This is a genomic window from Acinetobacter sp. LT1 (assembly GCF_059800965.1).
The window spans coordinates 176731-191248 of the sequence record NZ_JBBAXE010000006.1 but is presented as its reverse complement, the minus strand read 5'-3'; the positions used below and the strand labels follow the sequence as shown (position 1 = coordinate 191248).

The following is a 14518-nucleotide window of genomic DNA, read 5'->3' as shown; positions in this document are numbered from 1 at the left end:
AAAAATTTAAGATTATTTTATTTTTAATTAAAATCGATAAATATTATGAAATTACATTTATTCAATTAAGCAAAAGCTTATTTTAAGATAACTTTTTAATACAAAAATATTATTATATTTAATTGTTTGATTTTAATTAAATTTATTGAAATTTAACATGTTTCTTTGTTTGAGCTTATTGTATCTGTTTGTTAACATAATTAAGTCAATTCGTGGTTAAAATAACAATGTTGAATAATATTTTTGATTTCTTAGACAAGATTGGTTTTGCTTCACAAAAACGGGCTCTACATATTTATTTTACTAATTCTGAAATAAATAATCAGGTTTTTTTACAACGTATTGATGGCTTTCATTCTATAAATGAAGGGCTTTCTGCTGAGCTTATTTGCTTATCAATAAACCCTTATATTTCTTTAAAACAATTTATTGGATCCCAAGTTGCCGTAGAACAAGTAACAGATTCAGGTAAATTATTTAGAACTACAGGAATTATCACAGGGGCGAGTCAAGGGCAAAGTGATGGCGCACTTTGTTTATATAAACTGACTATGCAAGATGCGACAAGTTTATGGCACAAACGACGTAATAGTCGGGTGTTTATGAATAAAAGTGCAGTAGAAATTATTGAGATTATTTTTAAAGAATGGCAAAACAAAAGTTCTTTATTTGCCACAAGTTTACAACTAGATAGCAGTGGCTTAACTAAGAATTATGATATTCGACCTTTTTCTATGCAGTCGAATGAAAGTGATTATGCGTATTTAACCCGTCTCATGCGGGAAGAGGGTATCAACTGGTTAATTGATGAATCAGAGTCTATGGTCTTGAGTAATAGCCAGACGATTGAGCCTCAAAAACTACGCCTTATTGATCATAATAATGAATATAAAGTCTTAGAGCGTCGAGCTATTCGCTATCATAGAAGCGATGCAACTGAACAAAATGACAGTATTACCAGTTTTATTGCACAAAGACAGCTGCAGCCCACGGCAATCCATCTTCAACGTTGGCAAGCAGATAACTTAAGTCAAGAAGATGCAAGTGGTAGTGTTTTAAGCGCACATCAGCATAGTTCACAACGTGATAATGAAAGTTTAAGTCTTGAACAGGCATGGACAATTGCACCTGCTTGGATTACGGACTTAAACGGAGAAGATCAGGCAACCACTTCAAGCAATAGTCAGATTGAAAAACTAAATAAACAATTAAATCAATATCAAGCTTTGCAGGCAAAGTATTTTATTGCTCGAAGCAGCGTACGAGATGCTCAAGTTGGTTATTGGTTCAAGTTAAATGAACATCCTGAACTTGAAAGAAATCATGAAAGTTCTGATAAAGAATTTTTGATTTTAAGTAAGCGGTTTTATAACCAGAACAATTTACCAAAAGATATACGTGATCAAGTTGAACAACTATTAAGTTTGAGCCATTGGCAAGTCAGCCATGATCGAGCGCAAGAACGTCAAGCCAATGAACTCATGGTTGTACGCCGCTATATCGATATTGTTCCAGAGTTTGACCCATTAATACATCGTCCCTCGGCCCATGTGCAACGGGCCAAAGTAGTGGGTTTAGATGGAGAAGAAATTCATGTAGATGAATGGGGGCGTATCAAGGTTCGTTTTTTATTCACCCGTACCGATGACCATCAACATGATGGAGGTGCAGGAAGCAATGACAATGATACTGACTCGGCTTGGGTAGATGTATTAACGCCATGGGCAGGGGAAGGATACGGTGCACGCTTTTTGCCACGAGTGGGTGAAATCGTTGTAATTGACTTTTTTGATGGAAATATTGATCGTCCATTTGTTACAGGGCGAGTCCATGAAGGGCAACGGTCACCTACCAAATTTGATATTAAAGGCCAGCTACCGGATACTAAAAAGTTAAGTGGTATTCGTACTAAAGAAGTAAGTGGGTCTGGTTTTAACCAACTTCGGTTTGATGATACGACTGGGCAAATTAGTACTCAGCTTCATAGTAGTCATGGGGCAAGTCAATTAAATTTAGGTAACTTAAGTCACCCTAAAGAGCAGGCTGAAAGTGATGGAAGAGGTCAGGGATTTGAATTAAGGTCTGATTTATCTGGCGCGATTCGTAGTAAAGGACTATATGTTTCAACTTTCATTCAACCGGGTGCTTAAAAAACACAACTCGAAGCAAAGGAAGCGATTGAAAATCTTTCCGAGGGCTTGGAGCGTATGAAAGCTTTATCTGAATATGCAGGTAAACAGCAAGCAGAGGCAGCAGATATGCTTCAAAATGTTGAGTTCTATATCAAAAAAATAGAATCTCAATGGAAAGATTTAAAAGCCATGAAAGATGCACTCATGCTTTTAGCTGCTCCTGAAAGTATTGGCCTAACTTCAGGCAAAGATATCCATATTCAGGCATCCGAAAGCATTACGCTTGGTAGCGGAAAATCTATTAATACAAGTACAGATGAAAATCTAATTTTAAATGCGAAGAAAAAAGTAAGTTTATTTGCAGGTCAAGAAGACTTAAAAATTTATGCTGCTAAAGGCAAGTTTGATATTCAGGCCCAAGACAATGTACTCGACGCTTCTGCAAGATTAGATGTCAAAATTACTTCATCAGAAGGCAAAGTTGAAATCAATAGTCCTAATGAAATTGTATTAAGGGCTAAAGAGAGTGCATTAAGAATTGATGCATCAGGGGTAACAATAATTACCCCGCAAAAATTTACGGCTAAAGCTGGTCAACATCTCTTTACAACAGGAGCAAGTGAAACCCCAACCTTACCGATTTTTCCAAATAATGTATGCTGGGAATGTTTGGCGAGACGAGCAGCGCAGAGGGGTGCATTTATAAACAAAGGGGATGGTCGATAAATGACTGCTAAACTACCGCTTCAGACATTTTTTAAAACATTTGAGCCACACTCTTTTGCAGAAGTTGGATTAAACGTTTTTGCACTTGCAGATGCTGCACAAGATGATAGTTTCTTGAAGAAATTTGAGCATCTACGTCAAAAATGCCTTTTGTTAGAAGCTAGTGGTGAGGAGGCAAAAGCGGTATCTCCCCATTTACTTCAACTCCCTCAAGATTTTTCATCACAAGAATGGCAATGGATACAACAAAATATTGCAGGCACGGCTCGCATGACAATTATAGTAAGCCCTTTGTCCTTCAATTATTTGTTTGAGCATTTAAGAAAATTTTTAGAAGTGAAATTTGAAGGTGGACTCGAAATGTTTTTGGCATTTTGGGACCCTGTAATCTTAGCTACCTTGGTTGGCCATAAAGAAAATAAAACTTTGTATGTCGATGGGCCTGTATTCAATACTCAGCAGATTAAAGACTTACTTACTCCTATTCAAAGTTGGTGGTATTGGGATAGGTTAGGCAAGCTTCAAGTAATTTGGGGGATAAATGAACGGGTTGAACAATTACCTTATGTGCAAGTTCCTTTAACTTTTACTGTTGAACAAGAAGAAATGATGGTTGAGGCAACTTTTCCTGATAATCTTATTTATTATTTAAAACTCAATAATGAATTCCTTATTAGTCATATGACAGATAATGAATTATATCAATTTGTTATTAAATCCATTCCTGAGGCTAGAGCGTATAACTTATTTGGTACACGAGATATTTTAAATTTTATTTGTTTAAAATTGATTTATAAAGAAAACTTTTTAACAGATAAAGGGTTAAATCAAAAACTAGAACGCTTAAAAGATAAAAAAATATCTATGGATGAAGTGATGGTCCAACTTGTAGCAAATGCGAGTTAATAAATTTTATGATGAATAAAACACAATGGTCGAATAGATTATTACTAATATTTGGTTTGATATTCAGTCTTGTAGGCTGTGTTAGCCTTGGTCCAAATGCGACTTATAATATGGGTACAACATCCTTTCAATATTTTACTTCTTACCATGCTTATATGACTGAGATAAATGGTGAGGAAATTGGAGGAGGATTTGGTGGAGGCATGAATACTTCTCCAGTTAAGATTGGTTCACAAGTCATTACATGGGGAGAAACAAATAGTAAAAAAAAGCATGTGGCAAAGAATCAAGTTATTCTTACGAAAGAACAGTTAAAAGGAAAAAAAGATTTAGCAGTACATCTTTATCCTGATGATACTGTAGAAATAACGACTTCAAATAATTGGCCTATACCAACAGAAAAAGGGATAAAGTGGATGCATGACTTAAAAAAAGCTAAATAAGTTTTGGAAGAATATATTAGTTGAACTATATAAATACTATTTTTTTATTAATCAACTGATATATAGCTAAGGCTGAAGTAGGTGGTTTTTTTATCCAATAGTTGGTATTAAATTATAAGTTATTAAATTTATAAAAATCATAAGTTTTTATAAATTTAATAACTGGATTATAGAGTGAGGTTTAATGAAATGAGTTTAAAGAAAATATTACTGTTCCCGGTTAGTTTAATGTTGAGTGCAGCAGGTTGTGCAGGTATTGGTCCAAATGCGACTTATAATATAGCAGCTACATCCTTTAATTACGATCCAAGTTATACAAGTTATATGGTGAAGTTGAATGGTTCTGAAATAGGTGGTGGATTTGGAGGTGGAACAAATACTGCTAGCGTAAAGATAGGACCACAGATAGTTACATGGGGAGAGACAAATAGTAAAAAAAAGCATGTAGCAAAGAATCAAGTTATTCTTACAAAAGAACAATTAAAAGGAAAAAAATATTTAGCAGTACATATATATCCTGATGATACCGTAGAAATATCAACTTCAAATGACTGGCCTAATCCCATAAAAAAAGGTCTCGATTGGCGGACTGACATTTGGGAAAAAAATCATAAAAACTAAAGAGATTATGTCATGGATATAAATTTAAAAAGAGTACAGGTATTAAATAGTGATATTTCAAACGATGAGCCATCATGCAAACAAGATTGTAGCGATGTAGTTAATATTTCGGTATTTTTTGATGGTACTGGTAATAATAAAAAAGAGGATGAAGATACCAAAAGGTGGTCAAATCCTGCTCGATTGTGGAGAAATGCTCAAGGATTAAGAGAAAAGGAAATGGCTGATAAAAACAAGCAAATATCGCCAAATTACGCTATCTATATTTCTGGTGTTGGAACAAGATTTAATGCTGAGTTAAATATCTTTCAAAGGGCTATTTCGTGGGTACAAGATAACCTTGGTTTAGGTGCTGGTGCTGGGTTGGGAGGTGCAAGACGTTTAGATTATGGTGAAGACCAGTTAAATGATGCTTTAAAACAAATCCTGATTTTTAATGCACAAAAGGTTGAAAAAGACATTAAAAAATATGTAAGTGAAAAAAAGGAGTACAGCTTTGCTGAAGTCGATAAAAGTTTAAAAGAACATCGATTAATTAAGAAAATTAATATTTCTGTGTTCGGTTTTTCACGGGGCGCTGCACTTGCCCGTGCATTTACAAATCAGTTTATGTGGCAATGTCAATCAGACTGTGATGGGCTGACGTATGGTCAAGGTAAGTATCCGATTGAATTTAAGTTTTTAGGAATTTTTGATACGGTTGCTTCATTTGGCTTGCCTGCCACAAATTTAAGTAATAGCTTACCTTTTTTAGAACGTGATTTGGTTGTAGATGAGCGGGTTCAAAACTGTTCACATTATATCGCTGGTAATGAACTGCGCTTTGCTTTCCCTGTTGATGTTATTCATAAAGACAATAAGTTAGCTAACAGTAATTGGAAAGAAGTGGTATATCCCGGAGTACATTCTGACGTTGGTGGTGGTTATGAACCAGGTAGCCAAGGAGTAAATGACAATTTTGCCCGAATTCCGTTAAAACATATGCTAGAGGATGCCTTACAAGCAGGTGTCAAAATGTATAGCTATGATGAGTTGAAATTAAAACATTCCGAAATTTTTGAGCAGTTTGAAATTCAACCAGATTCTCAAAAATATTATGATGCAGTAAAAGCCGCTATACCAAGCCAAGGAAGTATTCAAGATCAGATTAAAGGTTGTATGAAAATTTACTACGGTGCCTACGGTACGATTGCACGTGCTGGAAATGAACTTTCTGTTAGTCAGCGTGTACGTCAGGAAAATAAATATCGTGAACTTATACCAGTTGGCCCATCCGATATGGCAACTGAAATGCAAAGATTAATGAAACTAAAAGAAGCAACCGCTTCGAAAAAAGATGGTTTTAATATTTTTAGAGTTTTTTCACCGGTTTCAACTGCCTATGAATATATGATTGGTGTAGAAGATTGGCAATTTGAGAGTTGGAATACAAATGTCAGTGATGATATTAAAAAATTCTATTTAAATTATGTTCATGACTCTAAATATGGCTTTTTAAGTAATGTAGAACCATTTAGTTATTTCCGTCAGAGAAAAGTTTATGAGTCACGTCGTAGCGCCAGTGGTGAAGGGTGGGATAAAAAAGCTGCTGAACAGAAAGTAACTTGTAGTGTCCCTAAACAAGAAATACCGCAAAAGCAGTTTATTGATGCTTATGAACAAGCTCAACTAACAGAGAACTTTTTAAATGCATCTTAGTGATGCATTTAAAATCCCTTATCTTTAAAAATAAAAAGTCCAATTGCATTGTATCTTTTTTAAATACACTCTGTCTTAAAATGAACAGCTAGGTTTTTACATTAAGATCTGTTGTTATTAATGAATGGAATTTATATTAAATTTCTGACAAAAATTTTCTAATTAAAAACCAATATTTGATAGGAAAGGTAATGCCAGAGACTTCAATTCAACAAGAAACACAAAGTACGTGGGCAATATGTCGAGATCCTGTTTTATTGACTATGGTGGGCGGGGCAATTGATACCATTGGCTTTATTGCGTTATTTGGTTTTTTTACTGCTCATGTGACGGGCAACTTGGTATTGGCCGGGGCTGCGTTGGTGAAGGGTGGTGCCGGTTTATGGATTAAACTTGCGGCTATTCCATTGTTTATTGTGACGGTGGTGATTACCAAACTTTTAATTGACCGTAGTCAGACCAAACACAAAACGCTGTCTTATTTATTTTTATTTGAAGCTATTTTTCTCTTTGCTTTTATGGCTGCTGGGCTTTACTTTGAGCCATTTAAAAATGCCGATTCGATTACGGTTGCAATCACAGGTGGCCTCGGTTTAATTGCTTTGGCGATTCGTAATACATCAAGCAAAACCCTCATTAAAAATATTAGCCCAAGTACTATGATGACAGGCAACACTACCCAGCTTGGGATTGATATTGCTAACTTGCTTAAAAACAATAATGCCGCCAATCGGGCAAGTTTGCTTAAAAGTGCCAGTATTGTCATTGGCTTTGTGATTGGTGCTTTGATGGGGGCGGTACTTTATGTCTATTTTGACTTTTGGAGCGTAGCGCCATTTATTTTACCCATACTCTATTTTTCTTATTTGGCTTCCCAGCAGAAGTTTAAACAAGCTTAATAAAATAGACGTTCAAATTTTATTTTCTAAATAAAGTCCAATCCAAGCTGAGCCGAAATTGTTCAGGCACAGCTTTACAGGCATAATGATGAGTGGGGAAATACATTCGATAAAGGAATGCACAATGACAAAATCCGGCCATTATTTAGTGCTTACAATAATGGGACTGCTGAGCGGTTGTCAGGTCATTCATTTAAAAGAAAGTAACTTAAGCAGTGCTTTAAAAAGTAAAAATGAAAGCATTTTGACCGACAATACTTTAAGTCATCAAACCCAAAACTTGCTGTATTTGGTCAAAGAAGATGAAAAAACTTGCCTACAAAATTTTGATGATTGTTTAAATAAGGTTCAGAGCCTGTCCGAAAATAGCAGCAGAGAAGAGCGCTATGCTGCGCTGAGTGAAATTTACTTGGCAAAAGCTTTAGATGTCGGGCGTAGTAGCCAGTGTCATGTTATTAATAAAAATAACAGTTGTGTTGAGCAAGAGCTGGCGTTGTTTGATAAAAGCTTGCGCTATAGCTATGTCTATTTGTTTGATTCTGAAGAGTCACCTTTTGATCGGGTATTTGACCATCGACAAAATCAGGTACGTATTTTTTATAACGTCGCCTTGTCGAAGCTCATGACCACGTATTTTAATCATTTAAATACGCTTCATTTCCCACCTTTACTAAAAGCAGATGGGCATGAGTACCACGTTAACTTTGATCATGCTGTAGATGTACAGCATATTGAAGTCGATACCTTTCGCTCTAGCTATAACATGAACTTTTCAGGGTTTAATACCGTCAACCGTAAGGATGGTTTAGGTGCGGAGTTTATTGTGGGACGTAAGGAGCATGATGTAAATCATGGTTTTATTTTAGATCCCGATGCTTTTTATGCTCACCAGAGTAATCCCAACATTCATTTACCACGCTTCTTTCCAGTGACGGCTATTGCCTACCCAAAACAAAAGGCCACAGCCGATCAGGTCATTGCTGGGGCAGAGTTAGAAATTGCCATGTTTGACCCATACCGACAGGACCGCGTAAAAGTTGAAGGTGTGGATTATCCACTCACTGCTAACTATTCGGCGCCTTATGGGCTATGGTTATCGAAATATAATTTAGGTGCAGCAGGCTATTGGTCTTTAATTAATAAAGAAGCCAATTTGATTATGCCGCATTTATATATGCTGGAACCCTTTAACCCCAATAAGAAAATTATTGTGTTTATTCATGGCTTGGCAAGCAGCCCAGAGGCATGGGTGAGCCTAACCAATGACATTATGGGTGATGCCGAATTAAGACAAAACTACCAAGTTTGGCAGGTGTTTTATTCAACCAATATGCCGATTTTTGAAAGTCGTTTTCAGATTTATTCTTTGCTGAATCAGGCTTTTCAAAACGTTGCTAAAGACAGTTATGCCGCACACGATGCCGTATTGGTTGGACATAGTATGGGCGGAGTGATTAGCCGTTTACTGGTGAGCAATGCCGATGTTTCAGAGCAAGCCATGCAAAAAATGAATGAAGCACAGTTAAAGCGTTTAAAAGAAAATCCGGTTATTCGAGAGCGTTTTCAGTTCAAAGATTTGCCCTATTTTAAGCGGGTTGTTTTTGTTTCGGCGCCGCATCATGGTACTGACTATGCTGACCGATGGTTTACCCAAATTGCTCGCCGTATTATTCGCTTACCTGCCGACTTTTTTATTGCCGTTGAAATGAGAGATGAGAAAAATACCAAACTCAGAAAAGGCTTAATTGAAAATGGAGCGAGTAATTTAAGTCGTTCTTCTAACTTTATGCAGTTGACCCAAGCCATTCAACCCTCGTCCAACGTGGTCTATCACTCAATTATGGGCAACATAAATGGTACGACAGATAAGTCAAAAATGAGCGATGGGATTGTGCCGTATCAAAGTTCCCATTTAGGTGGAGAGCAGTCGGAACTGATTATTAAAGGTGGGCATTCGATTCAAACTAGCCCCGAGGCAATTTTAGAATTACGGCGTATTTTACGATTGCATTTAAAGCAGTCACAGCCTTCAAAATAGAATTTTTGTTTTTAGAAAACCACTGCTGAAATGGCTCAACAGTGGTTGAAATGATTAATTAAGCTGGTTTTGTTTGAGCGATTTTTTATGCTCAAAGTAGCTGATTGAAAAAATAACCAAGCCAACCAAATACAACACACCAGACAACAGCAGTAAGTCTAAACCCGCTGCATAGAGCAACCAAAGTGCATAGATTGAAGCGACACTTGCAATGGCGATATGCGGCGTGCGTTTGTGGCGAATAGATTCTTTAAGATAAAACGCCGATACCAGAAAATAAGGCAGCAAAATCATCACCGATGAAATCAGTAAAAGCTGAGTGTAATTTTTATTGAAAAAATACACGGCAATCAGAGAACCTTGCACTACAATAGTGGTCAGCCAAAGTGATGAGATTGGTACATTATTTTGATTATTCTTTAAAAATAATTTCGGGAAAGCACCATTTTTTGCAGCCAAAAATGGAATTTCAGTGGCAAATAAAGTCCAACTTAAATAAGAGGATGCAACAGAAATAATGAGTCCAATGGTAATAATGATGGTACCCGGCAAGCCGATCAATTGCTGCAAAATGGTCGCCATTGATGGGTTATGCATGCCTGCAAGCGCTTCACGACTCGCCACACCATAAGCCAATACTGTCACCATCACGTAAAAACTTAATGCCAGCAAAACACCTAAAATAGTTGCTTTACCAATATCATGACGTTTTTTTGCACGCGATGATAAAACTACAGCACCTTCAATACCGGTAAATACCCAAAGGGTAATCAACATCAGGTCTTTCACTTGCTGCCAAAGTGGAACTTGCAAAGAAAAGTCATGTAAGTTGAGTTTGAACAAATCAAACTTAAAGGCAATGAAGGTAAAGAAGATGAAAACCACCATTGGAATAATTTTGGCAATAGTTGCCAGTAAATTCACAATCGCAGCTTCTTTAATACCTCGACTTACTAACCAGTGCACCAGCCACACAAAAATGCTTGAGCCAATCAGTGAATAGAGCGTATTACCTTCACCAAAAATAATATGGTCTTTGCTGTCGGTAAACATGCCGACGCCTGAAAAGGCAATCACCACATAACCGACAATACCAATGGTAGTACATAACCAATAGCCCCACGCTGAGCAAAACCCGATCAAGTCCCCAAAGCCTTCTCGCGCATAGTTATAAATACCGCCGTCAAGGTCTGGTCGTTGACGCGTTAAATGCAACAACGAGAGGGCCAAGAAAATAATACCGACCCCAGTAATGAGCCATGCGACTAGAAGGGCAGAGCCGTTAGCGACTTGAGCCATATTTTGGGGAAGACTAAATACGCCTGACCCCACCATAGAACTAAAGACCAGCGCTGTAAGAGACAATAATCCGATTTTGGCAGCAGACATGGTATTTATTCTTTAAAAAATTGAGAAAGTTCAGCAATGTGTTCTGGTCCGATACCACAACAACCGCCCACTAAACTTGCACCTGCTTGCTGCCATTGTTTAGCAAAACCAAGATAAGCTGGAGCATCTAAGTCTTTACGAATTTCATCGAGACCATCGTTGGCAGTAGCGCTTTCATCTTGTGGTGGGAAAGCATTGGCATAAGCACCAATTTGTACAGACTCAGGAATAAGTCCTTTAATTTCATTAATTGCTTGCAAGATCACTTCAGGTTGGCAGCAGTTAAACAATACTGCTTTGGCATTTGATTGTTTGATGAAATTAGCCACTTGTTGCATATTTTCGCCTGAACGAAGTAATGCTTGTTCTTGTTTAATCTCATCTTGCAGCGTAAATGACACCCAATAGTCTTTACCATCTTGTGGTAATAACGCATGGACTGTTTCGACTTCTTTTAAGCATGATTGGGTTTCTGCTAACCAAAAATCTACTTCCGGTGCCAAGGTATTAATGATGGGTTCTGCAAGGTTTTTAGCTTGTTCAGGTTGAAACAGGTCTGCACGGTAAGAGCCAAATAACGGTGGTAAGCAGCCCGCGATTTTGACATTTTTGCCGCTTTCTTTAACTGCATTTTTTGCTTGTTCAATAGCAACTTTAATTAAACGCACGCCGTCAGTTTCAAAGCGTTCTTGTCCAATATGAAAAGGCACAACAGCGTAGTTGTTAGTCGTAATGACTTCTGAGCCAGCATTAATAAAATCGAGATGTACTTCTTTTACTGTTTCTGGTGCTTCAATGAGTGCAAGCGCAGACCACTCTGGTTGACGAAACGGAGCGCCACGACGGGCCAATTCACGGCCTAAACCGCCATCTAAAATTTTCATAAATTACAACGTAAAGGGAGAAAAATAATTCAGCTAATCTAGCGTGTAGATGGATTGTGTTCAATCGCGAATATGCTCGATATATTTCTAAATAAATTAGATTGTTATGAATATTTTTTCTTAAAAGGAATTCTGTAGATCATGTTCAGTTTTACTGATGAACTTCATGTGAAAAAGATTACGTATTTATTTGAAAATATAGACTAAAAAATAATCTTATAACGCGCCATATTGTTGCCAACTTTCACCAGTATGCTGCGTTTTATAATACGCTTTAAGCTGTTCAAGCTGCATAAAGTGTATGCCTGACCAACTCAATAAACTGATTAATATTAGAGCTTTAGATAAGCGACGAACTTTATCTAGGCGAGCAAAAGCTAACAGTACAAAAAATAGAGCGGGTAAAAATATAAAGAACTGAATAGAGGAGAAAAATAAATGAGCAGTGCTGAAATATAACGCCACTGCACTCATCAGCACATTTAAAACAGCACATAGTTTTTGATATTTACCGAGCTTAAATGCATAAGCCGTTATGGTAAGTAACAGGGCTGAGCTGACATAAAGCGCTGTACCGCCAATCATCCATATATAAAAACCGCTTACCAAAAGATAAGCCAGCAGCAAAACAAGCAAGAGCTTAAAACCAGATGACAAAAGGCGAGGTGATGATTTTAAAGGCGTCATAGCGAATCTAAATATCTCAGCTGAGGTCTTAAAAAACAAAAGGACGAATCGAAATTCATCCTTTTGGAATTTTATTTATACATCGTCAAACTTAATTTGCTTTTGCAACTGGGGCAGCAGCAGTTTCATCGTTTGCAGCTTTGAACGGAGATGTATAGTTCAAGCCAAGTGTAGAACTTGTGTACTGGCGAACTTTGTCGAGTAGCACAGGGTCTTTGCTTAAGTCTTGTTTATAAGACACTACAATTTCATGAAGCTTCTGGTTCCACTTACCTTCAGTTTGCTCAGGGAAAGCTTTTTCAAGCAAGTTAAGCATAATGTATGGAGAAGTCGAAGCACCAGGAGATGCACCTAACAATGCAGTTACAGCACCATCTTTAGACGCAAAGATTTCTGTACCGAATTGAAGTGTTGCAGGTTTACCTGGTTCTTTTTTGATGATCTGAACACGTTGACCACCTTGGCTTAAACGCCAGTCTTCAGCTTTCGCATCTGGGTAGTATTTACGAAGTTCATTGAGACGGTCTTCATCTGACATCATGACTTGGCTAACCAAGTATTTAACAAGATCAAGGTTTTCCAAGCCAACAGTCGTCATTGGTAAAACGTTGTTTTTGTTGGTAGATGCAAGTAAATCAAGCTGAGAACCATTTTTCAGGAACTTGTTTGAATACGTTGCAAATGGGCCAAACAATACATATTTTTTACCGTCGATATAACGTGTATCAATATGTGGTACAGACATTGGAGGCGCACCAAGTTCAGCACGGCCATATACTTTCGCTGTGTGTTCAGCAGTAATTTTTGGGTTGTCAGTAATTAAGAACTCACCACCAACAGGGAAGCCAGCATATTGTTTAGCTTCTGGTAAACCAGTAAGTTGCAATAATTTAACTGCTGCACCACCTGCACCGATAAATACAAAACGTGTTTTAACGTGATCTACTTTACCAGTTTTCAAATTTTTGAAAGACACAGTCCAAGTTTTGTCATCATTTTGGCTGATGCCAGTCACTTCAGTTGATGTCTGTAATTTGAAATTCGGGTTTTGATTTAAATGACCCACTAATTGTTTAGTGATTGAACCATAGTTTACGTCAGAGCCAACATCCATACGGGTCGCGGCAACTTTTTGACTAGGGTCACGGTCATTCATGACTAAAGGTGCCCATTGTTTAATAACAGCAGGGTCTTCAGTAAATTTCATACCTTTGAACAACGGGCTTTGAATCATGGCAGCATAACGTTTTTCTAAGAACTGAACGTTATCGCCCCAAACAAAAGCAATATGCGGAACTGGATTAATGAATGATTTCGGTTCAGCTAAAACGCCTTGTTTTACCTGATATGACCAGAACTGTTTAGCAACTTCAAATTGAGAAGCAACTTTTTCAGCTTTGGCAATTTCCATCTTACCGTTTTTCTCTTCGGTATAGTTCATTTCCATAAAGCCAGAGTGGCCTGTTCCGGCATTGTTAAAGCCGTTTGAACTTTCTTGAGCAACTTGGTCAAGACGCTCAAACATACGAATTTGCCAGTTTGGTTCAAGCTCAGTAAAATAAGTACCAAGAGTAGCACTCATGATGCCGCCGCCAACAAGAACAGCATCAACAACTGGCTCATCTTTTGCAGTTTCAACTTGTTTTGACGTTGTTGGTCTAAACAAGAATGCAATACCTGCAATTAGAATAAGAATGATTAATACCAGAAGGTATTTCAAAAACTTTTTCATGTAAGGGGGACCTTAAAATAAGTTATTTGAGTCACTTAAGGTGTGAGGAAACCTAGACAGCGTATCCAGACAAAACGGATATAAATGCGAAAGTAAATTCTCAAAATTTGAGAACTTCGAAAAAAATAAAAAATTACTTGGGATTATCGCAAACACTCTATATTTTAGACTAATTTTGCATTGACAAGACAATTTTTATAATAAATGGGGTTCATCAAAATCATAAATATGATTTATATTTAATCAAATTGAGCTTTGAAAAGATAATTTAAGCTAATTATTTTTATTTAAATATTTGAAATTAAATTAATAATTTTAATTTGATTAAAGTTAAATCATTTGAAGAATATTTTCCTATAAAAA

Annotated in this window: 10 protein-coding genes and 1 pseudogene; 7 read left to right on the top strand and 4 right to left on the bottom strand. The window is 37.0% G+C overall.

All coding sequences use genetic code 11. The features are described from left to right. Positions 1-227 precede the first annotated feature (227 nt). The 7 genes and pseudogenes from WBW42_RS08075 (at position 228) to WBW42_RS08045 (ending at position 9463) form a co-directional block, all read left to right on the top strand. A pseudogene (locus WBW42_RS08075) lies at positions 228-2858 on the top strand (type VI secretion system Vgr family protein). Further along, positions 2859-3764, top strand: coding sequence for a DUF4123 domain-containing protein (locus tag WBW42_RS08070; RefSeq protein ID WP_032057735.1), 906 nt, complete (start codon positions 2859-2861; stop codon positions 3762-3764). 8 nt (positions 3765-3772) lie between these two features. Further along, positions 3773-4207 carry a hypothetical protein gene (locus WBW42_RS08065; RefSeq protein ID WP_032057733.1) on the top strand — a complete coding sequence of 145 codons (435 nt, stop codon included), beginning with the start codon at positions 3773-3775 and terminating at the stop codon, positions 4205-4207. A gap of 189 nt (positions 4208-4396) precedes the next feature. Beyond that, the gene (locus WBW42_RS08060) at positions 4397-4828 is read left to right on the top strand and encodes a hypothetical protein (RefSeq protein WP_000053700.1); all 432 of its coding nucleotides are present in this window, start codon (positions 4397-4399) and stop codon (positions 4826-4828) included. 12 nt (positions 4829-4840) lie between these two features. Next, on the top strand, positions 4841-6526 hold the full coding sequence (locus WBW42_RS08055) for a T6SS phospholipase effector Tle1-like catalytic domain-containing protein (protein WP_000354039.1): 1686 nt from the start codon (positions 4841-4843) through the stop codon (positions 6524-6526). Positions 6527-6717: 191 nt separating this feature from the next. Further along, a complete protein-coding gene (locus WBW42_RS08050) occupies positions 6718-7425 on the top strand; it encodes a YoaK family protein (protein ID WP_001115353.1) in 708 nt (235 codons plus the stop codon). Positions 7426-7549: 124 nt separating this feature from the next. After that, positions 7550-9463, top strand: coding sequence for a lipase family alpha/beta hydrolase (locus tag WBW42_RS08045; protein ID WP_045126464.1), 1914 nt, complete (start codon positions 7550-7552; stop codon positions 9461-9463). 54 nt (positions 9464-9517) lie between these two features. Here WBW42_RS08045 and WBW42_RS08040 read toward each other — a convergent pair whose 3' ends face one another. From WBW42_RS08040 to mqo, 4 genes are all read right to left on the bottom strand, one after another. Beyond that, positions 9518-10852 (bottom strand): basic amino acid/polyamine antiporter, encoded by a 1335-nt coding sequence (locus WBW42_RS08040; RefSeq protein ID WP_032056884.1) that lies wholly within the window; start codon positions 10850-10852, stop codon positions 9518-9520. Between the two features lie 5 nt (positions 10853-10857). Further along, positions 10858-11736: a homocysteine S-methyltransferase family protein gene (locus WBW42_RS08035; protein ID WP_032056883.1), complete on the bottom strand. Its 879-nt coding sequence runs from the start codon at positions 11734-11736 to the stop codon at positions 10858-10860. 216 nt (positions 11737-11952) lie between these two features. After that, positions 11953-12423, bottom strand: coding sequence for a hypothetical protein (locus WBW42_RS08030; RefSeq protein WP_068938181.1), 471 nt, complete (start codon positions 12421-12423; stop codon positions 11953-11955). A 91-nt stretch (positions 12424-12514) separates the two neighbouring features. Then, entirely contained in the window at positions 12515-14155 is a 1641-nt protein-coding gene (gene mqo, locus WBW42_RS08025) for a malate dehydrogenase (quinone) (protein WP_032056881.1), read from the bottom strand. Positions 14156-14518: the final 363 nt, after the last annotated feature.